Below are 25,681 nucleotides of genomic sequence, written 5' to 3'. Positions count from 1 at the left end.
TTTCGTCTGGATCCGACCTGATCCAGATCGAAACTCCCCCACGGGGATCACGGCAGGGGCCAGGCGTACGGCCCCTCCGGGTCGTCCAGCCACGCCCAGGCGTGACCGCCGGCGACCGTGACGCCGTACCGTCCGCGGTCCGGCCGGCCCTCCCGCAGCCACAGGGAGTACGCCTCCTCGGGGCCGAGGGTGCCCCGGGTCAGCGCGAGCAGGAAGCGGAACGGCTCCTGCTCGCGGGCCCGGCCCGGCACCACGGCCGGACAGCCGCCCCCGGGCTCCGCCCCGCGCTCGCCGCGCAGCGGCACGAAGAAGGCGGCCCGGGGCAGGAAGCGGCCCTCGGCGTGCTCGGCGTCCCGCACGGTCAGGGCGAGCAGGCCGGTGGCGAGCGGGGTGAGGACGCGCGCGCCCGGGCGGCACCGGGCGAGCCAGGCGCGCGGCACGGTGCGCAGCTCACAGGTGGCGATGATCCGGTCGAAGGGGGCGCGTGCGGGCACCCCGCGCGCGCCGTCACCGGTGACCACGACCGGATGGTGGCCGGCCGCCGCGAGGTGCCGCCGGGCGGACTCGGTGATCTCCGGTTCCAGGTCGACGGTGGTGACGAGGTCGTCGGCGCCGAGCCGGTGGGCGAGCAGGGCCGCGTTGTAGCCGGTGCCGGCGCCCACCTCCAGGACCCGGTCGCCGTCCTCGACCCGCAGGGCGACCAGCATCCGTGCCATCAGGGAGGGCTGGCTGCTGGAGGAGAGCAGTTCGCCGTCGCGCAGCCGGGTGGCCAGCGGCACGTCCGCGTAGGCGCCGCACAGCCAGCGCGCGCGGGCCGCCGGGTCGGGGCTCTCGCCCCAGCGGCGTTCGTAGCCGCGCGGTCCGGCGACGTAGTAGTACGGCACGAACAGGTGCCGGGGAACCGTCGCGAACGCCTCCCGCCACACCGGGTCCCCGTCCCAGGCCCCCTCGGCGTCGATCTCCCGCACCAGCGCGGCCCGCGCCGCGGCGGCCGGACCCTCGGACTCGGTGTCGTAGGCGCCCATGGGTCCACAGTAGGGGCGAGCGGGGCCGGTCCTAGGGCTTGAGTCCTGGGTCGCCCCGTCTGAGACCATGGATCCGTGAATGAGATTCGGCGCGGCACGCTTCAGGAGCAGACCTTCTACGAGCAGGTCGGCGGGGAGGAGACCTTCCGCCGGCTCGTCCACCGTTTCTACGAGGGGGTCGCCGGGGACCCTGCCCTCAGGGCGATGTACCCGGAGGAGGACCTGGGCCCGGCCGAGGAGCGGCTGGCCCTGTTCCTGATGCAGTACTGGGGCGGCCCCACCACCTACGGCGAGAACCGCGGCCACCCCCGGCTGCGCATGCGGCACGCCCCGTTCACCGTGGACCGTGCGGCGCACGACGCCTGGCTGCGGCACATGCGGGTGGCCGTGGAGGAACTGGCGCTGTCCGAGGAGCACGAGCGGACGCTCTGGAACTACCTGACGTACGCCGCCGCCTCGATGGTGAACACCCCGGACTGACGGCCCGTCACTGAAGGTCGGATTCCGGTCACGCGTTGCCGTATTCCGATCACAATCCGGTGTAGACCGGCCGACAACCGCTTACCCCGCCCCCCGCGCCTCTGTCAGCATCGCCCGAAGGTCTGGAAGCGCCGGACACACGGGGGGCCGGGTGACGGGGTTCGTCTTCTCACGCGCGCGTGCGCACCGCCTGCTGCTGGGCGCCGCGCTGCTGACGGTCGTGCTGACCACCGCGGTGCTCGCGACGCTCACCGCGTACTCGGGCGCCATCGGTGACGCGGCGCTGCGCCATGTGCTCGCCGACCCGCGCAACGCCGCCGACACGGCGCTGATCGTCAAGGCCGACGTGCCCCTGGCCCAGCGCGCCGCGGCCGACACCGCCGTCCGCGCGGGCGCCCGGAAGACCTTCGACGGCCTGCCCGTGACCGTGCGGACCCTGCGCCGCTCGGGACCGTACGCCCTGCCCCGCTCCCTCCGGCCGGCCGCCGACCGGCAGGAAGACCCGGACCTGACGTACGTAGCGGCCCTGGACCACAGCCGGCTGCGGCTGACCGCCGGCCGCCTCCCGCGCGAGGGTGCCGGTGCCGACGACATCGAGGTGGCCCTCCCGCGGACCGCCGCCCGCGTCCTGCGGCTGCGGCCCGGCGACCGGCTCACCCTGGCGAACCGGCTGGACGGCCCCGCCGTCCGGGTCCGGGTCGTCGGCGTGTACCGCCCCGCCTCGGTCACGGACCCGTACTGGCGGCTGGACGACCTGCTCGGCCGCGGGGTGCGGAAGTCCGGCTTCACCACGTACGGCCCGCTGCTCGCCGACCCCGCCGTCCTCACCGGCGGCCGGGTCAGCACCGGGACGACGGGCTGGCTGGCGTCGGCGGACTTCGCCACGGTGCCGACGCGACGGATCGACGAGCTGCGCACGGCGGCCCGGGACGGCAGCGGGGCCTTGCGCGGGCAGACCGCGCTGAGCGGTACGACGGTGTCGCAGACCGCGCTGCCGGACGTGCTGGACCGGGTGGACCGTTCGCTGCTCGTGGCCCGCTCCACCCTGCTGATCGTCGCCCTCCAGCTCGTGCTGCTCGCCGGGTACGCCCTGCTGCTGGTGGCCCGGCTGCTCAGCACCGAACGGGCCGACGAGACCCGGCTGCTCAGGGCCCGCGGCGCCGCCCGCACCCGGATCGCCGCCCTCGCCGCGGCCGAGGGCCTGCTGCTCGCGCTGCCCGCCGCCGTGTGCGCGCCGCTGCTCGCCGGCCCGCTCACCGCCCTGCTGGCCGGGCACGGGCCGCTCGCCCGGCTCGGCCTGCGCCTGGACCTCCCGGCGGCCGGCCGGCCCGTCGTCTGGCTGGTGGCGGCCGCGGTGGCCCTGGGCTGTGCGCTGGCGGTGACCGTCCCCGCGGTGACGGGAGCCGGGGCGCAGGCGCGGCCGCGGCGGACCGGCCCCCGGCGCACCTGGTCGCTGCCGCCGAGGCTGCGCCGCAAGGCGTCACGGCCGGCCGGCTCCCGGGCCGTCCCGGCCCCGCTGCGGGCCGGCGCCGACCTCGGGCTGCTCGCGGTCGCCGGGGTGGCGTACTGGCAGCTGGGCCGGCAGGGCTCCGGCGGGGTGGCCGCCGACCGGACGGGCGCGCTCGGTGTCGATCCGCTGCTGGTGGCCGCGCCCGCGCTGGCCCTGCTCGCCGGGACCGTGCTCACCCTGCGGCTGCTGCCGCCCGTGGCGCGGTTCGCCGAGCGGTGGGCGGCCGGCGGGCGCGGGCTGCCGGTGGCCCTGGCCGGCTGGCAGTTCAGCCGGCGCACCGCGCGCGGGGCGGGGCCGGTGCTGCTGCTCGTCCTCGCCGTCGCGCTGGGCATGCTCGCGATCGGACAGGCCGCCTCCTGGGACCGCTCGCAGGACGACCAGGCCGACTTCCGGGCCGGGGCGGACGTACGGGTGCTGGCCGCCGGGGAGGACGAGTTCGGCCGCACCGACCTGTACGCCGGCCTGCCGCACGTCCGTACGGCCGCGCCGGCCGTGCGCGGCGCCCAGCCGCTGTCCGGCGACCGCACCGCGACCGTGCTGGCCCTGGACACCGCACACGCGGCGGACACGGTCCGCATGCGCCCCGACCTGGCGGACGAACCCCTGCGGCCGCTGCTGGCCCGGCTCGCGCCCCGGGGCGCCCCGGCCGGGGCCCGGGTGCCGGCCGGTACCGCCCGGCTGCGGCTGACGGCACGCCTGCGCAGCTCGGCCGGGCCGGGCACCACCACCGCGGTGACGGTGACGCTGGCGGACCGCTCCGGGGTGCCGTACCGACTTCCCGCCGGGCAGCTCCCCGCCGACGGCCGCCCGCACACCCTGACCCTCGTCCTCGGCACCGCCGCCGGCCCGGCGACCCTCACCGGGCTGCGCCTGGACCTGACCCAACCCGCCGAGCGCGCCGAACGGCACCTGTTCAGCGTCGAGGAGCTGACGGCGGCCGGGGCGGACGGCAAGGAACACCCGCTGGCGCTGCCCGCCCGGTGGACCACCTCCGCCGAGGCCGGCGGCGCCGCCGTGCCGAGCGCCACCACCAGCCCCACCCGGCCCCGGGTCACCGGCACCCGCCCGCTGACCTTCGCCTATGGCACCGGCTACCTCCCGGGCGCCGACATCTGGACGATCGCCACCGTCACGCTCCGGCTCCAGGTGACCCGGCCCGCGCCCGCCGAGATACCGGCCCTCGCCACCGACCGCTACCTGGCCGCGGCCGGCGCCCGCCCCGGGCAGCGCGTCGGCCTCACCTTCGGCGACCGGACGGTGCAGGTCCGGATCGTCCGGGCGGTACGGGCCCTGCCCGCCACCGCCGACCCCACCGCCACCGGCGCCCACGACGGCGGAGCCGTCCTGCTCGACCTGCGCACCCTGAACCAGGTGCTCCAGGCCCGGTACGGCGAGAGCGCGGTGCCCACCGAGTGGTGGCTCGGCACCACCCGCGGCGACGCCGCCCGGGTGACCGCCGCCCTGCGCGCCCTGCCGGACGTCGGCCCGGGCCAGGTCGTGGCGCGTGACGAGATCGCCGCCGAGCTGCGCGACGACCCCTTCGGCGCCGGTCCCGAGGCCGCGTTCACGGCGGCGGCCGTGGTGGCGGCCGCGCTCGCCGCGGTCGGCTTCGCCGTCGGTGCCGCCGGCGCGCAGCGGGGCCGCGCCGGTGAGTTCGCCGTGCTGCGCGCGCTCGGCGCGCCGCGCCGCCAGCTGGCCCGGACGGTCGCCGCCGAACAGACGGTCCTGGTGGGTCTGGCGCTCACCGTGGGCCTGGGCCTGGGCACCGTACTGGCCCGTGCCGTCCTGCCGTTGATCGTCCTGACCGGCGAGGCGACCCGGCCGGTACCCGATCTGCTGGTCCTGCTGCCGCCCGGCCGGGTGGCGGTGCTGCTCGCCGCCGTCGCCGTGGTGCCGCTGGCGGTGGCCGCGGTACCGGCCGTGCGCCGGACGGATCCGGCGCGGGCGCTGCGCGCCCGGGGAGGTGAGTGAGATGGGCCGTCCGGTGCCGCGCCCGGCCACCCACCGGCCGGCTCCCGCGGCCGCCCCGTGGGTGCGGACCCGGCTGCGGGCCGCGCCCGGTGCCGCCGCCGCGCTCGCGCTGCTGGTCGCCCTGGCCTCGTGCCTCGCCGGTGCCTTCCCGCGGGCGGTGGACCGGTATGAGGACGCGGGCCTGCGGCGGGCGCTGCGGCAGGCCGGACCGGACCACACCACCCTGCGGGTGTCGCTGCCCCAGCCCGACCTCGGCCTGCCGCCCGGACAACGGGCGGCGGCGATGCGCCCCGCCGCGCTGGAACGGCAGTACCGCAAGGTGCTCGGCACGGTCGGCGGCCCGCTGGCCGTCGACCGCGAGCAGTCCGCGTACGGCGTCGGCAGCACCGTCAGCCGGGCGGTGCCCGACCCGTGGCTGCCCCGGCCGACCGGGCTGCCGGCCCAGGTCTCGCTGGCCGCGCAGAGCGGCCTCGCCGGCCACGCCCGCGTCCGCGGCGGGCGGCTGCCGCGCGCCCCGCACCCGGTGGACGGGACGACGCGCGAGGTGGAGGCCGCCGTGACCGCCGCCACCGCCCAAGGCCTGCACATCCGGGTGGGTTCGGTCGTCCACGTGCCGGCGCCCGGCCGTCCCCCGCTCGCCGTCCGGGTCACCGGCATCCTCGTCCCGCGCGACCCCGGCGGCGCCTACTGGTCCACCGTCCCGCTGCTGCGCACCCCCAGCCTGGTGACCCTGCCGACGCCCGGCCCGGACCCGGACAAGTACTGGCTCGGCGCGCTGCTGCTCGCCCCGGAGGCGGCCCCCGCCCTGCTCGGCACCAGCACCGACCCGGCCCGTTACTGGCACCTCGCACCCGACCCGCGGGCCCTGCACGCCCACGACCTGGACCGGCTGAGGCCGGCCGTCGCCGCCCTGGAGTCCGGCCCGGCCCTGCAACGCGTCCGCGCCGTCACCGGCGACGGCGCCGACATCGGCACCGACCTGGACGACACCCTCGCCTCCTTCTCCCGGCTGCGCTCCGGCATCTCGCCGCTGGTCCTGGTCGCCGCCGCGGGCACCGGGACGGTCGTCGCCGTCGTCCTGCTGATGGCGGGCGGCCTGGCCGCCGACCGGCGCCGCGCCGAACTCGCCCTGCTGCGCGCTCGCGGCGCCGGCCTGTCCGGGCTCGCCGGACGGCTGCTGGCCGAGACCGCGGTGGCCGCCGTACCGGCGGGCGCGCTCGGCCTGGCCGTGGCCCTGGTCGCGGTCCCCGCCGGGCGGACCGGTCCCGCCGTCGCCGCCGCCCTGGCCACCGTCCTCGCCGGCTGCGCGGCCCTCCCCGTGCGCGCCGCCTTCGCCCACCGCACGGTACGGCTGACCGCCGTGCGCGAGGACGTCACCTCGGTACGGCCGTCCCGCCGCCGCACGGTCGCCGAGCTGACCCTGCTGGTGCTGGCCGTCGGGGCGGTGGCCACCCTGCGCCGGCGCGGCACCAGCGGCGACCAGCTGGTGGCGGTGGCCCCGGTCCTGATCGGTGTCATCGCCGCGCTGCTGCTGCTCCGCCTCCACCCGCTGCTGCTGCGCCGGCTGTCCGGCCCCGCCGGGCGGCTGCGCGGCGCGATCGGCCACCTCTCCCTGGCCCGCGCGGGCCGCGCCCAGGCCTCCGCGGTGCTCCCGCTCCTCGCCCTGCTGACCGCGCTGACCACGGCGGCGTTCGGCGGCTCGGTGCTGGCGGGCGTGGCCGGGGCCCGGGACCGGGCGGCCCTGCTCACCGTCGGCGCCGACGCCCGCGCGGACTCCGCCGCCCCGCTGCCGGCGGACCTCCCCGCCCGCGTCCGCGCGGTCCCCGGGGTCGGCGCGGCGACCGCGGTGAGCATCGCCCACCAGGCCGAACCGGCGAACGGCCAGGACGCGGTACCACTGGTGGGCGTGGATCCGGACGCCTACGGCGAGCTGACCGCCCGCACCGGTCCGGGCGCCTTCCCGGCCGACCGTCTGGCGGGCCGCTCCGGCACGCTGGCCGCCGTCGCCTCGCCCTCCGTCGCCTCCGCGTACGGCACCCGGCGCTCCTTCCCGGTGCGGCTGGAGGACGGCAGCTCGGTCACCGTGCGCATCGTCCTGGTCCGCGACCGCACCCCGGCCGTCCCCGGCCCCGACTTCCTCGTGGTGAACCGGGCGGGCCTCGGCGCCGGGGCGGGCCGCCCCACGACCCTCCTGGTGACCGGCGCGCACGTGGACGCGGGCGCGCTGCGCCATGCCGTCGCGGGCGCGGCCGCCGTCCGGACCCGGGCGGAGGAACGCGCCCGGTACGCCGACTCGCCGCTCCAGACCGGTGCCGAGCACGTCTACACGGCGGCGGTCGCCGCGGGCGCCGGCTTCGCGGTCCTCGCCCTGCTCCTCGCGCTGCTCCGGGCGGCGCCCGAACGGGCCGCGCTCCTCGCCCGCCTGCGCACGATGGGCCTCACGCGCGCGGAGGGCCGCCGTCTGCTGGTCCTGGAATCCCTCCCCCAGGCCCTGCTGGCCGCCCTCGGGGGCGCCCTGACCGGCTGGGCCGCGATCCGTCTGCTCTCCCCCGGCGTCGACCTGACGGCGATCGCCCTGCCGTCCGCCCCGGCACCGCCGGCCGAGGCCGAGCTGCGCCCCGACACCTGGTCCCTCGTCGTCCCGGCACTGCTGGTCCTGGCCGCGTCGACGGGCGTCGCGGCCCTCCAGGCATGGTGGTCGGGGCGACGGGGCTCGGTGACGGAACTCCGCGCGGGGGACACCCAATGAGCCCCCTCACCCCCAGCCGACCGCACCCACTGCGCCGCGAACGGACGTACCCACCCAGCCGCGCACAGTCGGACCGGCCGGGCCGCGGACAGCCGGACCCACCCAGCCGCGGGCAGTCGTGCCGCTGGGGCGGCACGGGTGGGCGCGGCGGCACCCCGGCAGCGCGGGCGAGCGACCCCAGCCCCGCCCAGCCACCGCACCGGGCACCCACGCAGGAGACCCCATGACGACCGACCCGAGCCTCACCGACCTGGCGAACCGCGTCAGCGAAGCCAGGGACCGCCCGGCCTACGGCCACGACGCGCTCATCACCTGCGACCGCCTGGTCCGTGTCTTCACCACGGACGGCGTGGAGGTCCAAGCCCTCCAGGGCCTGGACCTCCTCGTCCGCGAGGGCGAACTCATGGCCCTGGTCGGCGCCTCCGGCAGCGGCAAGTCCACGCTGATGAACATCCTCGCCGGCCTGGACACCCCCACCGCCGGCGCGGCCCGTGTCGCCGGCCGCGACCTGCTCACCATGACCGCCGCCGACCGCCTCGCCTACCGCCGCGAGGCCGTCGGCTTCGTCTGGCAGCAGACCGCCCGCAACCTTCTCCCCTACCTCACCGCGGCCCAGAACGTCGCCCTGCCCCTACAGCTCTCCGGCACCCGCAAGGGCCGCCGGGCCCGCACGGAACGCGCCCTGGAACTCCTGGAGCTGCTCCAGGTGGCCGACTGCCGGGACCGCCGCCCGCAGCAGATGTCCGGCGGCCAGCAGCAGCGCGTCGCGATCGCCGTGGCCCTCGCGAACGGACCCGCGGTGCTGCTCGCCGACGAACCCACCGGCGAACTCGACTCCCGGACGGCCACGCAGATCTTCGAGGCGTTCCGCACGGCGAACGAGACCCTCGGCACCACGATCGTCGTCGTCACCCACGACCAGGCGGTGGCGGGCGAGGTCCGCCGTACGGTGGCGATCCGCGACGGCCGCACCTCCACCGAGGTGCTGCGCCGCAGCGAGATCGACGCGGCGACCGGCCACGAGACGGTCGTCGCCCGCGAGTACGCCATGCTCGACCGCGCGGGCCGCCTCCAGCTGCCCGCCGACTACCTCCGCGCCCTGGACATGCGCGACCGCGTGGCCCTGGAGCTGGAGTCCGACCACATCGGAGTCTGGCCGGACGACGCGCGATGATCGACGCCGGACGGCACGCAGTGATCGACGCAGAACGGCACGCGGTGATAGACGCCGACGAGAAGTGCGCGCGGCTCAGCGCACGCTGAGCCCGAAGGTCCCGAGGCCCGACTGGCGCACGGCCACCGACCCGTACGGCGTGCGCAGCCGCAGCCACGCCCCCGAGGAGAACAGCACGGTGTCCTCGGGCCCGGTCCCCGGCCGCAGGAAGCCCAGCGACTGGGCCGCGTGCACGGCCCGGACCGGCAGCCCGGTGCCGTTGATCTGCCGGGACCAGATGTCCCGCCCGATCCGGTCCAGCTCCGCCCGGGTACGGCCCTCGGGCCCCAGTTCCTCGGTGCGCGAGCGGAATTCGGCCACGGCCGCGGCGACCGTGCCGCGCAGCGCGTCCGGTGCGGGCAGCCCGGGCTCGGGCTGCCAGCCGGCGCGCGGCGGCAGCACACCGGCCCACGGCGGTCCCGTGACCGCGCCGGGGACGGCCGCGGTGGCCGCCCGCTCGTCCACGGACTCCAGGAACTCACCGGCGGAGACGGTCACGTCGAGGGTGACGTCGAGCCCGTCCTCGTACGGCTTGGCCAGCCGTACCGCGCGGACGGCCAGCACCTCGAAGGACGGCGGCCGGCCGAAGACGGCGAGGGCGGTACCGGCCGCCTGCAGGCGCACCGCTGCTCCACGGTCGTAGTGGAGCAGCCGGGAGAGGAAGGCGGCGAGGTCCGCCGCCTCCGTCTCGTCGGCCAGGTGCAGCACCGTCATGCGGCGACGGCCTCCTCGTCGGCCTCGTCCGTGTACTCCCGGAGGAACTCGCGCTCCTCCGCGGTGATCCGGCGGGGCCGCTGGGTCTCGAAGTCGAACGGCACGACCACCGTCGAGGCCCGTACGTAGACCAGGTCCTCGTCCTTCACCTCGTAGGAGATGGTGAAGGACGCGGCCTTGATCTCACTGACCCACAGCTCGATGTCGACCGGGTGGTGCCGGTGGACGAGCTGCCGCTTGTAGTCGATCTCGTGGCGCGCCACCACGGACCCCTGCTTGAACTCCTTGTCCGGGCGGAACAGGAAGTTGATGCGGGCTTCCTCCAGGTAACGGATGAAGACCGCGTTGTTGACATGTCCGTACGCGTCCATGTCGGACCAGCGCAGGGGACAGCGGTAGAGGTGGCGCAAGACCGATCAGCCCCGGGTCAGCTTCTTGTAGGTGGCACGGTGCGGACGCGCGGCGTCCGGGCCGAGCCGCTCGATCTTGTTCTTCTCGTACGACTCGAAGTTGCCCTCGAACCAGAACCACTTCGACTCACCCTCGTAGGCGAGGATGTGTGTGGCGACCCGGTCGAGGAACCAGCGGTCGTGGGAGACGACCACGGCACAGCCGGGGAACTCCAGCAGCGCGTTCTCCAGGCTGGAGAGGGTCTCGACGTCGAGGTCGTTGGTGGGCTCGTCGAGGAGCAGCAGGTTGCCGCCCTGCTTCAGGGTCAGCGCCAGGTTGAGGCGGTTGCGCTCACCACCGGAGAGGACACCGGACGGCTTCTGCTGGTCCGGGCCCTTGAACCCGAAGGCGGACACATAGGCGCGGGACGGCATCTCGACCTGTCCGACGTTGATGTAGTCGAGTCCGTCGGACACGACCTCCCACAGCGTCTTCTTGGGGTCGAGGTTCTCGCGGCTCTGGTCGACGTAGGAGATCTTGACGGTCTCGCCGACCTTGATGTCGCCGGAGTCCGGGGTCTCCAGGCCCTGGATCATCTTGAACAGCGTGGTCTTGCCGGCGCCGTTCGGGCCGATGACGCCGACGATGCCGTTGCGCGGCAGCGTGAAGGAGAGCCCGTCGACGAGGACCTTCTCGCCGAAGGCCTTGTTCAGCTTGTCGACCTCGACGACCACGCTGCCCAGGCGCGGGCCCGGCGGGATCTGGATCTCCTCGAAGTCCAGCTTCCGCATCTTGTCGGCCTCGGCGGCCATCTCCTCGTACCGGGCGAGACGGGCCTTGGACTTGGCCTGGCGCCCCTTGGCGTTGGAGCGGACCCACTCCAGCTCTTCCTTGAGCCGCTTCTGCCGCTTGGCGTCCTTCTGGCCCTCGACCTTGAGGCGGGTGGCCTTGGTCTCCAGGTACTTGGAGTAGTTGCCCTCGTAGCCGTGCAGGCGGCCGCGGTCGACCTCGCAGATCCAGCCGGCCACGTTGTCCAGGAAGTACCGGTCGTGGGTGACGGCGACGACGGTGCCCGGGTACTTGGCGAGGTGCTGCTCCAGCCAGTTCACGGACTCGGCGTCGAGGTGGTTGGTGGGCTCGTCGAGGAGCAGCAGGTCGGGCTGCTCGAGGAGCAGCTTGCAGAGCGCGACGCGGCGCTTCTCACCACCGGAGAGGTTGGTGACCGGCCAGTCGCCCGGGGGGCACCCGAGCGCGTCCATGGCCTGCTCCAGCTGGGCGTCGAGGTCCCAGGCGTTGGCGTGGTCCAGCTCCTCCTGCAGCTTGCCCATCTCGTCGAGCAGCGCGTCGGAGTAGTCGGTCGCCATCAGCTCGGCGATCTCGTTGAACCGGTCGAGCTTGCCCTTGACCTCGGCGACGCCGTCCTGGACGTTCTCCAGGACGGTCTTCGCCTCGTTCAGCGGGGGCTCCTGGAGCAGGATGCCCACGGTGTAGCCCGGCGACAGGAACGCGTCACCGTTGGACGGCTGCTCGAGACCGGCCATGATCTTCAGCACGGTCGACTTACCGGCACCGTTCGGGCCGACGACACCGATCTTCGCTCCCGGCAGGAAGCTCAGGGTGACGTCGTCGAGGATCACCTTGTCGCCGTGCGCTTTGCGCGCCTTGCGCATGGTGTAAATGAACTCAGCCAAGAGAAACCGTCCGGCAGCTTGAAATCTGGCAGTGGGCAGATACACCCCATCTTGCCGTACCGCCAGCCCTGGGCGGAAACCCGTCTCATCCGGGCGCTGTGACCTGGGGTTTCTTGGCCGTCGACGACGGCCCGTCCGGCACCGTCGGTCGCCGCCCGTCGGCCCCGGGGCACCCTCACCCGGCCAGGAGACGGCCCGGCCCGGCAGCCCGGCCGAGGCGCCTCGGCGTCGGCCGGCGCGGGTGGTGTTCAAGCCGCCCGCGCCGTCCGGAGGCCGGCCGGTGTCATTCGGCCGCCTCGGTCTCCTTCCGGCGCAGCACGACCAGGACGGCGCCGCCGATCACGACGAGGCCGATGGCCACGCCCGCGATCATGGGAGTGATCGCGGAGCCGCCGGTCGCGGCCAGGTCGGTGGTGTCCACCGTGCCGCCGCCCACCGTGGCCGGGCTGGGCTCGTTGCGCAGCTGGGCCGTCTGCGTGGTGATCGCCCCCTGGGTCTTGCAGTCCAGGACGCCGGTGAAGCGGTGGCTGAAGCCGTGCGGGCCGGTGATCGTGAAGTCGTAGGCCTGGTCCTCCTGGAGCGGCACGGTCACGGTCCGGGAGGTGCCCGCGGGGATCGTGTGTTCGACGCCCATCAGCCGGAAGACGAACGGTTCGTCGCCCTTGTCGACCGCGGTGATGTCCACGCCGCCCTTGGCGCAGTTCTTGCGGGCCGAGATCGCCGGTATGGCGCCCTCGGCGGCCCAGAGGGCCGTCACGGTCGCGGACACCGTGGACTCGCTGGAGCCGGCCAGGATCTGTGTCTGGCTGCGGCTCTCGGAGGCGAAGGCCCTGCCCACCGGGACGGTCGTCGACGCCTGCACGGTCAGCTCGGCGGTTCCTCCCCCGCTGCCGAAGGCGTGGGCGGGACCCCCGGCCGCGTCCTCGGGGATGTCGAAGTACAGCCGGCTGCCGTCCTCCGCCGAGGTGATCACCTTTCCGGTCTTGTCGATGATCCGCACCCCGGTGGTGGCGGCGTCCGTCGACGAGCTCACCGTGACCTCACTCGCGTTGGTGTGCACGGTCACCGGTCCGAGCAGGTCGCCGGGCCGGCCGGAGACCGCGGGCGGGTCCAGGGTGAGCGAGGCCTGCGGCTCGGCGACGCTCCGGGCGCTCTTCTCCAGGTAGTCGGCGAGCTTCTCCGCCTGCGGGTCGACGGCGTCGACATCGGCTCCGTCGGAGTAGCGCCAGATGGCCACCTGGGTGCCGGCCGCCGCGTCCTGCTCGGTCAGCCCGCTCGTGCCCGCCTGCCGTGCGAGTGCGGCGAGGTCGTTCACCTGGGGGTAGGAGTGCTCCAGGATCCAGTGGATGCGGCCCGCGTCCTTGTTGGCGCCCAGCGAGGTGCCGCTCCAGGGCGTCTCCTCGTATCTGGCGTCCCGCTGGGTCGGGTTGTGGAGGTCGACGCAGTACGTCTGCAGGGTGCCGCCACCGTCCACGGACATCTCGAACAGGCCCGCCGACACTTGCTGGTCGCCGCCGTCGCCGTGGATCACGGCCTCGCCGTAGGTCTTCAGACCGTTGATCGTGGCCGTCGCCCCGCCCTGCGTCTGCGGTCTCTCGTCGGCCGCGGCCGTACCGGCGCCGGACAGCACGCCGGCCGCCACGAGGCCGGACACCGTCGTGGCGGCGGCCAGACGGGTCGTTCCGGTGGACCGGCAGAACTCAGAGAGCGCAGCAAGCACAGAATTCCCCTTCGAGCAGGACCCGTTGGACGTGGGGGACGGTCCCACCAGCAGAATCAGCAGCCCCTAGGGGCTCGCCCGGCATCCTATGGATCAGCCGCAGCCCGACCCGCCGGTCGGATCATCCGATGGCCGATCCGATCCGTAATCGTTATCGCCGGGATCGCCCGTGAGCTGGCCGTATCGACAAATCCACCGGTTTGTACAGCATGCTCACGCGGCACGCACAGGGACGGCAGAGACGGTCAACTACGGCTCGCCGCAAGCAGATGACGGCTGACGTCACGTCACTGTGGCGGCCTCCCGCGCCTGTTGCTCAGGATGTCCGTGCTCGGTATCCGCCGGACGCGGTGTCTCCCAGTTCGGCTCCGGCCGGGCCGCCGCCGGCGTGCCCTCCGGCTTGGCCGCGCGCTGGAAGAGCGCCGTACCGCGTGACAGGTCGTGGCCGATCGCCACGGCGTCGATGTCGGCGGAGGCCCACTGCTGCTGTCCCTCCCGTGTCTCCGTGCGCACCTTCAGCCGGCCCTGGACGACCACCGGCTGGCCCACCTCCACGCACGCGGCCACGTTGACCGCGAGCTGACGGTTGGCCCACACCGTGAAGAAGTTGGTGTGCCCGTCCGTCCACGCGTTCTTCTCCCTGTCCCAGTAGCGCGCGGTGACCGCGACCCGGAACCGGGCCGACGGCCCCGCCGCCAGTTCGCGGTAGACCGGCTGGGTCGCCACGTTCCCCACCACGCAGACGATCGTCTCGTTCATGTCCTCGCTCCCCTCCCCCGCCCGTCCCCTTCCGGCCGGGCGGACACAGGTACGGGCCCGTCCCGTACGGCTGCGTCTGCCGTGCCGGGCCCGTACGACTGCCGTACGTGCCCGCACGTCCCGCCGACCGCCCGCACCGGTCCCGCCGTGTCCTCCGGCCGGACCCGCCGTGCGATCGCCGTGACCTCAGACTGCCTCCGCCGGGCCGGGCCCGCTGAGCGCTGTGGACGACCACCCGCCTGTGGAAAACTCCGCCACCCGCACGGGTGACTCCCCGTTCCCCCCGTGCGGATGGCTCCCCGTTCCCCCCGTGCGGGTGGCTCCCCGTTCCCCCGCGCCCCCACCCACCCCTGACCAGCCGCCTTCTCACCCCACCCCGGAGCGCACGACCCTCCCGTACTGCTCCCGCACCTCCCGGTACCGCAGCAGCTCCGCCGCCACCGGATCGAGCACCCTGGCCCGGCCGCAGCTCGCCGCCGCCTCCCGCAGCCGCCGTTCCGCCTCCTGCCCGTAGCGCCGCGCCGGTCCCCGGGCCGCCATCCGGCAGCCCCACTCCACCAGCGGCCCGCCGACGATCCCGCACACCATCAGCAGCACCGGAACCCCCAGGTTGGGCGCCATCACTCCGGCGATCTGCCCGGCCAGCCACGCACCGCCCACGATCTGCAGCAGGGTCATCGCCGCCTGGACCAGTACGGCCACCGGCCACCAGCCCGGCCGCGGCGGGCGGCCCGGCGGCAGGCCGGCCCGGGCCACCAGGCTGTCCAGCGCCTCGGACAGCCCCTGCGACCCGCGTACGGCCGCCTCGCGCACCGCCTGCGCCCACGGCGTGGGCAGCCCGGCCGAGGCCCGGTCGGTGACCGTGCGGACCGCCTGCTCCACCCGCTGGCGGGCCGTGGCCTCCTCGTCCGCCTGGGCACGCAATGCGATACGGCCCGTCGTGGACTCGCCACGGCCCTGGTACCAGCGCCACAGCCGCAACCAGGGCGTCCCGCAGGCGCGGTTGGCGTTGCGCAGCCAGGCCCGCTCGGCGGCCTCGCCCGCGGCGGTGGCGCCCACCGCGTCCGCGAGCCGCGCGGCGAACTCCTCGCGCGCCTCCTCGCTGAGGCCGGCCCGCCGCCCGGTGGCGTACACGGGCCGCAGTTCGGCGGCGGCGGCGTCCAGGTCGGCCGCCACCCGGCGGGCCGCCGCGCCGCGTTCGGCCACGAACTGGCCGAGCGCCTCGCGGAGGTCGCCGACGCCGTCACCGGTGAGCGCGGACAGCGCGAGCACGGTGGCGCCCGGTTCGCCGTGCTCGCCCAGAGCGATGCCGTCGTCGTCCAGCAGCCGCCGCAGGTCGTCCAGGACCTGGTGGGCGGCGTCCCCGGGCAGCCGGTCCACCTGGTTGAGGACGATGAACATGATCTCCGCGTGGCCGGCCATCGGCCGCAGGTACCGCTCGTGCAGGACGGCGTCGGCGTACTTCTCGGGGTCGACCACCCAGATGACCGCGTCGACCAGTTTCAGGATCCGGTCGACCTGTTCGCGGTGCTGTACGGCGGCGGAGTCGTGGTCGGGCAGATCGACCAGGACCAGCCCGCGCAACTGCCCCTCGTTGTCCGGGCTGTGCATCGGGCGGCGGCGCAGCCGGCCCGGGATGCCCAGCCGGTCGATGAGGGCGGCCCCGCCGTCGCTCCAGCTGCACGCGATGGGCGCGGCGGTGGTCGGGCGGCGTACGCCGGTCTCCGAAATGGCCACTCCGGCGAGGGCGTTGAACAGCTGTGACTTGCCGCTCCCGGTGGCGCCGGCCAGGGCGACGACGGTGTGCCGGCCGGACAGCTTGCGGCGGGCGGCGGCCTCGTCCAGGACGCGGCCCGCCTCGGCGAGCGTCTGGCTGTCCAGGCGGGTACGGGAGAGCCCGACGAGTTCGCGCAGGGCGTCCAGGCGGGAGCGCAGCGGGCCGTCGTACGCCAGTGGGGCCGGCGCATGGCCGGCCGGTCCGCGCTGGCCGGTCTCCGCGGCGGAGGCGCGCTCGGCGGCGAGGGCGGCGGAGGTGGCCTCGGTGACGCGCCGCGCGATGAGGCCGTCGTCCCAGGACTCGGCGGAATCGGCGTCGCCGTCCTTACCGGTGCCGGTGCCGGCGTCGGCGTCGGCGTAGGCCGCCGTGTCGGGGACAGCAGCCGCGGCGTGAGGGGCGGTCGCCGCCGCGTTGGGGGTGGTCGCCGTGCCGGGAGCGGTCGCCGTGCCCGGAGCGGTCGAGGCGCCGGGAGCGGTCGAGGCGCCTGGGGCGGTGCCGGTTGCGGTGCCGGGGGCCGTCGCCCTGGCGGGTGTGGCGTCGGCCGCGGTGCGTGGCTTCGGGGAACGGGGTTGCGGGCGGGGGACGGGAACGCCGTCGTCGGGGCCGCGCCCGCGCGCGGGAAGGTCACGCTCGGCGTTCTCGCCCTGCACGCGCGCGTGGCGCTCCCGGCCCGCGCCCTCGCCCTTCTCGTCCCCGTTCCGGCCCTCGTCGCCTGCCTCGTCCTCCTCTCGCGCCTCACCTCTGTAGGCCTGTTCGCCCTTCACGCGCGCGTGCCGTCCCCCGCCGGCGTCCCCGGCCTCGCCCCGGCCCTCTTCCCGGTCGTCGTCGCCGTCCCCGCCCAGCAGCCCGGCGAGGTCCCGGGCCCCGGCCTCGCCGCCCTGGCCCGCGCCGTGGCCCGGCTGTTCGCCCAGGCTCCGGACCTCGCCCTGGCCCTGCCCCCGACTCAGGCTCTGCACCTGCTCGTGCTCCTGCTCCTGCTCCTGGCCCCGACTCGGATCATGACCCTGGCCCTGGCCGCCGCCCAGGCCGTCGGAGAGGCGGACGACGGCGGGCCGGAGATCCATGGCGCGACCGGCACCGGGACGATCCGTGCCAGGACGGTCGGTGCCAGAACGGTCGGTGCCAGAACGGTCGGTGCCAGGGCGATCCCTGCCGGGGCGATCGGCACCAGGGCGATCGGCACCGGGACGGTCGTGGCAGGTTGGGTCGTCGTCGCCGCGCGGCTCCTTCACGAGGCTCAGTCGCACCTGCGGGAAACCGCCGGTGCGCTCGACGCCGTCCAGGGCGCCCGAACCGGTGTGAACGCTGTGCCCGGAGGAACCCGTGTCGCCGCTGCCGCTGCCGTGCTCGGTGCGCCTCATGTGGTCGGTGTGCTCCGTGTGGTTCTGGTCAGTGACGGCGGTCACCGGTCACCTCTCCTTCTGCAGTACGGACAGCGCGGCGATGAGTTCGGCCTGGGGGTCGGGCTGGACGTTCAGGGCGTCGAGCGGTGCGAGACGGCGCTCGCGTTCGGCGTGCATGACACGGTCCACGTGCTCGCCGAGCAGCCGTCCCGCCCGGTCGCGCAGCCGCAGCACGCCGTGCGCCCCGAGCCGCTCGGCGAGTCCCTCGCCCGCCGTACGCGCCCGGCGCCCACCCAGCACCGCCGTGGCGACGAGGGCGGCGACGAGCTCCGGGTCGGGTGCGCCGGTGCGCTCCAGTACCCGCACCTCTTCCTCGGCGTACTCCTCCAGCTCGCGCCGCCAGCGGCGGGCCGCGAGCCCGATGCGGTGCTCGGCGTTCTCCAGGGAGGTGTCGCGGCCGGCTAGTTCCACGGCGCCGGCGGCGGGTTCGCGCCGCCAGACGTCGTCGACGCGCTCGTCGGCGGCGGTGACGGCGCACAGCAGCAGGGCGGCCAGGCTCTCCACGAGGGCGTCGAGGAGTTCCCCGGCCGTGCAGTCCAGGGGGAAGGCGCGCCACCGCTTGAGGGCGTCCCCGGCGAGTACGGCGCCGGCCTGGAGGCGGGCCCGCACGCGCGCGTGCTCGTTGTCGTAGGCGGCCTCCACGGCGGAGGTGAGCCGGAGGGCCGCCGCGTACTGGGCGGCGGCGGCGTTGGCCAGCTCGGGCATGCGGGATCTGAGCGAGTCGAGCAGGCCGTGGGCCGTACGGGCCATGACGTGCTGCCGGGCGGCCGAGTCGTGGGCGTGGTGGACGAGCCAGCTCTTCAGGGGCGCGACGGCGGTCGCGGGGAGCAGGCCGGCACCCCAGGCGGACTCGGGCAGCTCGGGCACGGTGAAGCGCGGTACGTCACCGAGGCCCGCCTTGGTGAGCAGGGCGCCGTACTGCCGGGAGACCTCGGAGACGACCTGGTGGGGTACCCGGTCCAGGACGGTGACAAGGGTCGCGTCGTACTCCTTGGCGGTGCGCAGCAGGTGCCAGGGGACGGCGTCGGCGTAGCGGGCGGCCGTGGTGACCATGATCCAGACGTCGGCGGCGCAGATCAGCTCCGCGGCGAGGACACGGTTGTCCTCGATCAGGGAGTCGACGTCCGGGGCGTCGAGGAGGGCGAGCCCGCGCGGGAGTGTGTCGGCGGTCTCGACGCGCAGCACGCGCGTCGGCTCCTCGTCGCGGACGAGGAAGTCGTCGACCGGGTCCCGGTCGGGCGCCCACACGCGGGTCAGGTCGGGGAGCACGCGCATGCCGCTGAACCAGTGATGATCCTCCGGATGGCAGACGAGGACCGGCGTCCGGGTGGTCGGACGGAGCACGCCCGCCTCGCTCACCCGCCGGCCGACCAGGGAGTTGACGAGGGTCGACTTGCCCGCGCCCGTGGAGCCGCCGACGACGGCCAGCAGCGGCGCCTCGGGGTGCCGCAGTCGGGGAACGAGATAGTCGTCGAGCTGCGCGAGGAGTTCGTCGCGGTTGGCACGCGCGCGTGGCGCCCCGGCCAGGGGCAGCGGAAAGCGTGCGGCGGCAACACGGTCGCGCAGAGCGGAAAGTGTGTCGAGCAGCTGGGGCCGTACGTCCAAGGTCACCACATGCGAAGAATGCCCAATTTTAGGGGAATTCTGAAGCATATGGACTCGTCTGCGTGCCGACAGGACAGAAAGGGCACAAGGGATGACCGGGACACGGGCGCTGTCCAGGCATAACGAGTGCACAACACCCGGTGCGGCAGACGCCAAAAGCGGTGCACGATTCGTACCTGCCTGCGATTATCAGGACCGCTTCACCGAACCTCCACATTGAGCCACGGAGGCGAAGCGACAGGGTCAAGGAACCGGGAGCCCTATCCTTGTCCCCGGCAACGTCACGGATCAGCCCGCACCAGGGCACCAGGCACGAGGCCACCCACCGGCCCCCGTAGCTCAGTGGATAGAGCAGGCGCCTTCTAAGCGCTTGGCCGCAGGTTCGAGTCCTGCCGGGGGCGCCCAAGCCCAGCCCTCCCCTCGGGAGGGCTTTTCGCTGGTCAGGGGCGGTTTAGCTCGACAAAGCCTCGTCGGCCGTCACCGGGTTCTCGCAGGTGGCCGTGGCGCATACGTGTCGAAGTTCCCGGCCCGGGGAAGATCAGCCAGCGCCTGGCATCTCCGCCTCTGGTAGATCGCCCGCAGCTTCCAGCCGCCGTTTCAGATCAGGCAGCTGGCCGTCGATGCAGCGGGCGTAGGTGGCCAGGAGCACGGCGACGCTGTTACCGGCCCACTCCGCCACCTGGGCGGGCGTCCCGTCGGCGACTCGAAGACGTTCGGGGCAGTACGGCCTCGCGCGCACGCCGCCAGGCCCTTCGGATCACGGAACCGGGGAGGATGCCGCCGAACTACCCCGGAACAGCAAATCACCCGGTCGGAGCTGTTCGTCGGCGATGTACTGCCGCAGGACGCGAGTGAGAGCCGGATGCCCCGGCACCGTGCGCGTCCCGCCCTCGGCACGACGTTTCAGGTCGCGCCGCTCGTGAATCTCGCCCGGGTCGGTCCACTGCTTTCCGACCTCCCGGGTCGCCGTGCGGATCAGCAACTCACACCACTGATCCACCGCATCGGGGGCGGGCAGGATCACGTCCCTCACGGCTACGGCTTCCTCTAGACCGGCAACGACCTGTGAGCCCTGCGCGGAGGCGGCATCGATCTGGGCGAGTCGGCCCCGACGGGGCTCTCCGCGAGACGAAGGAAGAAACCGGTTCGACGTGGAGGTGACCGGTTTGGTCGGTTGGGACCTACACGAACCCCGGGCACGTCATGGCCTACGACGACGAGGACCGCCAGCAGTTCTCCATCTGCTTCCACGCCCGCATCGTCGGCGGCCGGTTGCGGGTGCTGAGGGTGTCCCCCTGGATCAAGACTCCGGGGGAGTTGCGTCCCGGGAGGCGCGCCACGGCGTCGTTGCCGCCATCGGTGAACGGCTCAGCCTCCACTCGTTCCATCGGAGCCCCGCTCAGTTTCCGTCTCATCCAGAGCCGTTCACGAGGGTTCAGGGCGGCGGTGACCGACGGCACCACCAGAACCTTTACGTGGGAGGAGGGCGCGCGCATCGAGGTCCGCAACCTAGGTGGAGTTGCGGACGCGACCTAGCGCTGGCCTTGGCCTCGTCGGCTCGCTTCCCTTCACCAGGTGCCGCGCCGATCATGGGGTCATGGCGTCAAGCATCGTCGTTCAGTACACCGCTCTTCTGCGAACCAGCGAATACGAGATGTGGAGCCGGTTGCGGGAGCTCCTGAAGGGCCAGGGGCTCGATCCGCACCGGACGGTCGTCGTCGATCTCTTGCAGGAGGGCCCCGATCACGAGGACGGGCAAGTCATCTCCGAAGACGGCAGGGTCTACAGGTTCACCCTCTTTTATGACCAAGCAGCAGAGCACGGCGCCCGCGACGTATACCTCGAAGGCTGGACCGACATCACCGACTCTTGGCGTATCCGGTCACTGGCCAACCGAACTGCAGACGCCTTTGCTTGGATGTCCTCGCCCGTCTGGTCGAATTGAGTGCCGGCCGCGAGGTGGTTACCTCTGGCCCGGCTGAGTGTCATAGGCCAATTCTTCGGTCAACGAGCCGAGTTGGTAACTCACTGTCCGCAACTGTTACACGGCAGTGGTACGAGAGTGGTGGAGTGATCGGCCTGGGCCGTCTCCGGGCCGTGCGAAGCCGCTCGACCTCAACCGACAACGACAGAAGCCCACGGCATCCGACCTCGTCAGAGCCGTGGGCTTCGTCAGCTTCGCTGGTCAGCGAGACCGGTGGTCAGTAGGCCGGCTGCTGGGTGCCCTCAAGGCAGATTGAGACGGCCCATTGAGACTCCGCCAATCTTCAGAACTGCAGGTGCCCCCAAACCCAGCCGTTGCCACCGGGGACGTTGCGTCCGGCGACCTGGCACCAGGATTCCCGCTCACAGCTTCCCACGAGCTCGACTTGTTGGCCGACGCGCAGGATGCCAATCACCCGCCCAGCACCGTCCGGCTCATTCTTGACGTTGTAAACGTCTACATCCTCACCGGCCACCGTTGCCATTCGCCCCGCAGGGGGCGGCGCTTGTCCGAACTGCAGGTGCCCCCAAACCCAGCCGTTGCCACCGGGGACGTTGCGTCCGGCGACCTGGCACCAGGATTCCCGCTCACAGCTTCCCACGAGCTCGACTTGTTGGCCGACGCGCAGGATGCCAATCACCCGCCCAGCACCGTCCGGCTCATTCTTGACGTTGTAAACGTCTACATCCTCACCGGCCACCGTTGCCATTCGCCCCGCAGGGGGCGGCGCTTGTCCGGGCGGATAGGGCGTCTGTCCCGCGATGTTACCTGCGGAGCGGTACCGGCACACCACAAACCATCCGTTGGGCTTGGGCGCACCCTGCTTTATCCCACAGCCGATCTCCCTGGTGGATGACCACACCATCTGCGTGTAATGACCCCACCTGTAAAAATTGGTCCTCTTCGCAGGATCGAGGTCGTTGACCGCATGGGCCGGATCGATCTTTTTGTTTGGATCGGCGTTGTAGTACTGCTTCTCGCTGGCCCACCAAGCCGCCGCATCACGGGCTATGGAGTCACGGGCGGGCGTGGGGGTTCCCCAGGCTTCGTACAGGCTTTCGCCCTGGTCGGCGGGCCTTTGTCCTGTATTGGGATCGCTGTGCTTCCCCGTTCCGAGAGCGGCCCAGGCCTGCGCATCGGCGGCGAGTTGATTATTCCACACCAAAGGTGGTACGCCGACCGCTTGGCGCTCTTGGTTGTGCTGGGCGAGAACGGCATTGCGCTCGGCATCGGTGACTTGGGATCCGGTTTGCGCTTGGGAAGGGCCCGTGAGCCCAAGGAGCCCACTGATCAGTGCGGCGCTTAGAATCGCCGCTCCACGAGCTATTCGTCCTGGTCGACTTTTCGTCATGCTCGACCAACCTCTCGGATCTTGGGCCCTGCTCGGTGGGCCGCGGCGGCTTCCTGGAGCAGTCGGCGACTACCGGTCGATGTGGGACACGAAGAGGGTGATGAGCCCTGGGGAAGAGGAGAAATCACTTCTCTTCCAGAAGGAACCAGAAGGAGCGCCGCATCCCGCGCGAGACAGAGTTGTAAGATGCTCCGCCGCGTATGTTGAAGGCGTCGGCGCACTGATGCCCCTGCGCGGTCACTGCGGCCGTCAGGCAGTCGTCGGCGTGCACATTCGTCTTCAGGAAATCAAGACATCAGACTTGTGCACATAGCGTCCGCGATTCCGGCGGAATGAGATGGCGTTCCGCTGTGTGTCCGCGCCTCCACCTCGCGCTGCGCCGCGAGGCAACCCTTAAATCCAGACTGCACTCGTTCGCCCGACATCGCGAGTCGTACAACAACATGCAGTCCCCGTCGGGTGCCGCTCGCACTCGGTATCACGCCGGACCAGGCGCAGGCTCTCGCCGACGTCCTCAATGAGGGAAGGACGCCACCCCCTGGCATCCTTGACCGACATCAACGCTGGCGAACACCATTGGGCCGGAACAGTCAGAGGTGGCCGTGCTGCAACGGGCTGAAGTGCCTCCGCGCAACCCGTGATCGGACTCCTGAAGCGGTGGTCAACGCGCTTACTGCACAGCACCTACCAGCTCCTGGGTCCGCGACGCTTACGCCCCATACTCGAGATACCGGCCACCGCTGGCCTCGATCAGCCAGAACAGCGAACCGCTGCCGAATGGCCAACCGGTGGTGGCCACCTCGACCCAGCCGGTGCCCGGCTCATCCGAGCCCGCGTCCCACCACCACCAGCTACGGTCGTCACCCATGCCCTCCTCGGTCGGGTCGAAGTCGCAAAGCCAGCCTGACAGCGTCCAAGGCCCCTGATCCAAATGCGCGTTCTGCCTAGATGCCGTCGCCCGCCGCTTCCGGAACCAGGCCCGGACATCGAACGACCAGCCAGCACTCAACTCCGCATGTTCCGGCGCACTCCGCTGCACGAACCAGGCCGGCAACAGCTCCGGCCACCGCTCGAACGCGGGCCAGGTGTCCGTCTGCTCGACCACACAGTTCAGCACGGCACGAGCATCCGCGATGACGCGTGCCGGACTCTCGGCGGTGAACCGGACCCGGACGAGGAAAGGCCGCTGTTGCATGTCATCAGATCCGAGACCGGACCGAAGACGCCGAAGCTCCCCCTTGATGATCTCCACGGCGGAGAAGTGTGCACTGCAACCGGGATCGTCGCACGTGAAGAACCAGTTGAATGTGAGTCGACGCCGACGAGTATGCGGCCTGCCGCGCTGCTAGAGGCCCAGCTCAGAGGCCAGCGACGGTCGATTCGAAATAGCGTTGATCCACTTCGTCGGGCGGGCCGTGCGTCCACTGCGTGGGAACGGCAAATCACCCGGTCGGAGCTGATGTGCCGGTCGTGTGCGTCGGCGGAGTCGCATGCGCCCTCAGTGACAACACCCTTGCTCGCGAAAGCGACATCAGGCGGACCGGCAGACCCGCCAGACCCGGCGCACCTGGCAGGTGGGGCCCGCACTGCTCGTGGCGGGCCCCACCCATGGGCTCAGCCGGTGCAGCCGGGGACGCTTTTCGGTGGGCGCAGTTGTTCGGCTCTGTTGCGTTGGACCACGGTGTTGTTCAGCGTGACCGTGCCGGACGCCGTGAAGATGCCGCCTCCGTCGTCGGCCTTGTTGGCCGTGACGAAGCTGTCGTTCAGGACCGTGGAGCCCGTGGCCTGGGTGCCGGCGGCGTGGAAGATCCCACCGCCCTGGGCGGTGCCGCCGTCCACGGCCTTGGCGAGGTTGCCCCGCACCGCGCTGCTCTTCAGGGCGCGCGTGCCGAAGGGGCCGTTCCTGATCCCGCCGCCTCGTGCGACGCCGCCCGCGGCCGTGGCGGTGTTGTCGAGGACACGGGTGCTGATCATGTCCAGGGGAGAGTTGTTGGCGACTCCGCCGCCCGTGGCGGTGCCGCCCGGAGCGCTGGTGGCGTTGCGGCTGATGACGGTGTCGGTCACCGTAATGCCCTCCGGGGAGGCGTTCGCCAGAGCGCCACGCGCGGTCCCGCGCGGGGCGTCGGCACGGTTGCCGCTGATGGTGCTGTGGTCGATGGTCGTCTTCGCGAAGACGGCGTAGCCGGCGCCGAACGCGAAGCTGCCGGCGTTCTCGGCGACGCGCACGATGTTGCCGGTCACCCGGCTGCGCTTGAGCGTGAGAGGGCCGTCGTTGGCGAGTCCGCCGCCGTCGGCACTGCTCGCGGTGCTGCCGGTTAGATGGCGGTGTTGTCACTGATGTCGGTGTCGTTCACGGTCGCGGTGCCGTCGCTGCGGTGCCGTCGCTGTCGATGCCACCGCCCTCCACGACGATGCCGTCCGTGGCGGAGCCGGCGGCGTTGTGGACCACCTTGCCGTGGTTCACCGTCAGGGTTCCCTGGTTGTTGATGCCGCCCCCGCAGACCGCGCCTCCGGGGAAGAGCGGCAGTCCGTCGCCCGGCCGCCGCTGATCGTGGTCCTGTTGAGCATCAGGGTGCCCGACGCGCCCACCAACAGGATGCGGAAGTCCGAGGCCGACTTGGCGCGCGTGATCGTCGCGCCGTTGCCCTCGATCGTGATCTCGCTGGTGACGGTGGGCAGGCCGTTCGCGGGATCGGTCGCGTTCGGGGACGTCAGCTTGTAGGTGCACTTGCGGGCCAGCCGGAGGGTGTCGGCGCCCGGTGAACCGTTGGCCGTGTTGATCGCCTTGACCACCCTGGCCTCGCCCGTTCGTCACCCGTCGGCCCAGCACTTTCCCCAGGTCAGGCCAACCGTCGCGGACACGGACCGGCAGGGCGGGAGGAGCAGGTCAGCGGGGGTGACCCGCGTCGTGCCGAGCGTCTTCTCGGTGCTTGGTCTCTGGTTCGGGTTCTGCTGGGGCGGCCGGTCGCTTCTGCCGGCGGGGGGCCGTGTCGCCGGGCACCGCCGCGTCTTCGGTGATCAATCCGAGGCGTCGGGGAAGATCAGGCGGGGTGAGGCGCTGATCATCCCCAGGGATCCCAGGCCCAGCGCCATGCGCCCCAGGGCTTGGGCGCCGTGCCAGTGCTGTGGGGACCCGAAGGCCACCCAGGCACCCAACGCGATGCCCGCGATCATGATCGTCAGTCCGGTGATGCGACGTAAGCCGTGACTCATGGGCCCATGGTTGCCGATCACCCATCGGTGCTCAACAGAAAAATCCCGCTCCGAGTCGCTCGGCGCGAAAGGTTCGGCGGGGCCGGGTTCGGCAGGCCGGCCGGCGGGTGTGCTGTCGGTCTGCCA

At 73.0% G+C, this 25,681-nt stretch carries 20 protein-coding genes and 1 tRNA gene; 7 read left to right on the top strand and 14 right to left on the bottom strand.

The features are described 5' to 3' along the window. Nucleotides 1–47 precede the first annotated feature (47 nt). A complete protein-coding gene (locus FHS34_RS01760) occupies nucleotides 48–1,025 on the bottom strand; it encodes a methyltransferase domain-containing protein (protein WP_184959244.1) in 978 nt (325 codons plus the stop codon). 75 nt (nucleotides 1,026–1,100) lie between these two features. Between FHS34_RS01760 and FHS34_RS01755 the strand changes: the two genes are divergently transcribed. From FHS34_RS01755 to FHS34_RS01740, 4 genes are all read left to right on the top strand, one after another. Then, nucleotides 1,101–1,505 carry a globin gene (locus FHS34_RS01755; RefSeq protein WP_184959242.1) on the top strand — a complete coding sequence of 135 codons (405 nt, stop codon included), beginning with the start codon at nucleotides 1,101–1,103 and terminating at the stop codon, nucleotides 1,503–1,505. A 151-nt stretch (nucleotides 1,506–1,656) separates the two neighbouring features. Continuing rightward, nucleotides 1,657–4,986, top strand: coding sequence for an ABC transporter permease (locus FHS34_RS01750; RefSeq protein ID WP_184959240.1), 3,330 nt, complete (start codon nucleotides 1,657–1,659; stop codon nucleotides 4,984–4,986). Nucleotide 4,987: 1 nt separating this feature from the next. Further along, nucleotides 4,988–7,735, top strand: coding sequence for an FtsX-like permease family protein (locus FHS34_RS01745; RefSeq protein ID WP_184959238.1), 2,748 nt, complete (start codon nucleotides 4,988–4,990; stop codon nucleotides 7,733–7,735). Between the two features lie 223 nt (nucleotides 7,736–7,958). Beyond that, the gene (locus tag FHS34_RS01740; RefSeq protein ID WP_184959236.1) at nucleotides 7,959–8,909 is read left to right on the top strand and encodes an ABC transporter ATP-binding protein; all 951 of its coding nucleotides are present in this window, start codon (nucleotides 7,959–7,961) and stop codon (nucleotides 8,907–8,909) included. A gap of 75 nt (nucleotides 8,910–8,984) precedes the next feature. On the opposite strand, the gene FHS34_RS01735 is transcribed toward FHS34_RS01740, so the two are convergent. The 7 genes from FHS34_RS01735 to FHS34_RS01705 form a co-directional block, all read right to left on the bottom strand. Next, the gene (locus FHS34_RS01735; protein ID WP_184959234.1) at nucleotides 8,985–9,662 is read right to left on the bottom strand and encodes a DUF8185 domain-containing protein; all 678 of its coding nucleotides are present in this window, start codon (nucleotides 9,660–9,662) and stop codon (nucleotides 8,985–8,987) included. Next, on the bottom strand, nucleotides 9,659–10,072 hold the full coding sequence (locus tag FHS34_RS01730; protein WP_184959232.1) for an acyl-CoA thioesterase: 414 nt from the start codon (nucleotides 10,070–10,072) through the stop codon (nucleotides 9,659–9,661). Before FHS34_RS01730 ends, FHS34_RS01735 begins: the two co-directional genes overlap by 4 nt. Before the next feature lie 6 nt (nucleotides 10,073–10,078). Further along, complete coding sequence (ettA, locus tag FHS34_RS01725; protein ID WP_184959230.1) at nucleotides 10,079–11,743, bottom strand: energy-dependent translational throttle protein EttA; 1,665 nt, start codon at nucleotides 11,741–11,743, stop codon at nucleotides 10,079–10,081. A 283-nt stretch (nucleotides 11,744–12,026) separates the two neighbouring features. After that, nucleotides 12,027–13,415 carry a Cys-Gln thioester bond-forming surface protein gene (locus FHS34_RS01720; RefSeq protein ID WP_184961276.1) on the bottom strand — a complete coding sequence of 463 codons (1,389 nt, stop codon included), beginning with the start codon at nucleotides 13,413–13,415 and terminating at the stop codon, nucleotides 12,027–12,029. 330 nt (nucleotides 13,416–13,745) lie between these two features. Then, nucleotides 13,746–14,222: a single-stranded DNA-binding protein gene (locus FHS34_RS01715; protein ID WP_184959228.1), complete on the bottom strand. Its 477-nt coding sequence runs from the start codon at nucleotides 14,220–14,222 to the stop codon at nucleotides 13,746–13,748. A gap of 366 nt (nucleotides 14,223–14,588) precedes the next feature. Further along, nucleotides 14,589–16,763, bottom strand: a complete 2,175-nt coding sequence (locus FHS34_RS01710; protein WP_372478566.1) for a GTPase — start codon at nucleotides 16,761–16,763, stop codon at nucleotides 14,589–14,591. Nucleotides 16,764–17,408: 645 nt separating this feature from the next. Then, nucleotides 17,409–19,016, bottom strand: coding sequence for a dynamin family protein (locus FHS34_RS01705; protein ID WP_184959198.1), 1,608 nt, complete (start codon nucleotides 19,014–19,016; stop codon nucleotides 17,409–17,411). A 319-nt stretch (nucleotides 19,017–19,335) separates the two neighbouring features. Between FHS34_RS01705 and FHS34_RS01700 the strand changes: the two genes are divergently transcribed. Continuing rightward, nucleotides 19,336–19,408, top strand: a tRNA-Arg gene (locus FHS34_RS01700). Nucleotides 19,409–19,764: 356 nt separating this feature from the next. On the opposite strand, the gene FHS34_RS01695 is transcribed toward FHS34_RS01700, so the two are convergent. After that, nucleotides 19,765–20,040, bottom strand: coding sequence for a hypothetical protein (locus FHS34_RS01695; RefSeq protein ID WP_184959190.1), 276 nt, complete (start codon nucleotides 20,038–20,040; stop codon nucleotides 19,765–19,767). A gap of 170 nt (nucleotides 20,041–20,210) precedes the next feature. Between FHS34_RS01695 and FHS34_RS44345 the strand changes: the two genes are divergently transcribed. Both FHS34_RS44345 and FHS34_RS01685 read left to right on the top strand, forming a co-directional pair. After that, complete coding sequence (locus FHS34_RS44345; RefSeq protein WP_425578943.1) at nucleotides 20,211–20,543, top strand: hypothetical protein; 333 nt, start codon at nucleotides 20,211–20,213, stop codon at nucleotides 20,541–20,543. 61 nt (nucleotides 20,544–20,604) lie between these two features. Further along, nucleotides 20,605–20,952: a hypothetical protein gene (locus tag FHS34_RS01685; RefSeq protein ID WP_184959188.1), complete on the top strand. Its 348-nt coding sequence runs from the start codon at nucleotides 20,605–20,607 to the stop codon at nucleotides 20,950–20,952. A 322-nt stretch (nucleotides 20,953–21,274) separates the two neighbouring features. Here the strand turns inward: FHS34_RS01685 and FHS34_RS01680 are convergent, their stop codons facing one another. The 5 genes from FHS34_RS01680 to FHS34_RS01660 form a co-directional block, all read right to left on the bottom strand. Beyond that, a complete protein-coding gene (locus FHS34_RS01680) occupies nucleotides 21,275–22,342 on the bottom strand; it encodes a CAP domain-containing protein (RefSeq protein WP_184959187.1) in 1,068 nt (355 codons plus the stop codon). A gap of 709 nt (nucleotides 22,343–23,051) precedes the next feature. Continuing rightward, nucleotides 23,052–23,594, bottom strand: a complete 543-nt coding sequence (locus FHS34_RS01675) for a hypothetical protein (RefSeq protein WP_184959185.1) — start codon at nucleotides 23,592–23,594, stop codon at nucleotides 23,052–23,054. A 362-nt stretch (nucleotides 23,595–23,956) separates the two neighbouring features. Then, the gene (locus FHS34_RS01670) at nucleotides 23,957–24,583 is read right to left on the bottom strand and encodes a hypothetical protein (protein ID WP_184959183.1); all 627 of its coding nucleotides are present in this window, start codon (nucleotides 24,581–24,583) and stop codon (nucleotides 23,957–23,959) included. 225 nt (nucleotides 24,584–24,808) lie between these two features. Then, nucleotides 24,809–25,135, bottom strand: a complete 327-nt coding sequence (locus tag FHS34_RS01665) for a hypothetical protein (RefSeq protein WP_184959182.1) — start codon at nucleotides 25,133–25,135, stop codon at nucleotides 24,809–24,811. A 225-nt stretch (nucleotides 25,136–25,360) separates the two neighbouring features. Further along, nucleotides 25,361–25,555, bottom strand: coding sequence for a hypothetical protein (locus FHS34_RS01660; RefSeq protein ID WP_184961362.1), 195 nt, complete (start codon nucleotides 25,553–25,555; stop codon nucleotides 25,361–25,363). Between the last annotated feature and the right edge of the window lie 126 nt (nucleotides 25,556–25,681).

Source organism: Streptomyces echinatus (assembly GCF_014203595.1).
GTDB classification, from domain to species: Bacteria; Actinomycetota; Actinomycetes; order Streptomycetales; family Streptomycetaceae; genus Streptomyces; species Streptomyces echinatus.
The sequence above is the reverse complement of the archived record's forward strand: the minus strand, read 5'-3'. Positions and strand labels throughout refer to the sequence as shown.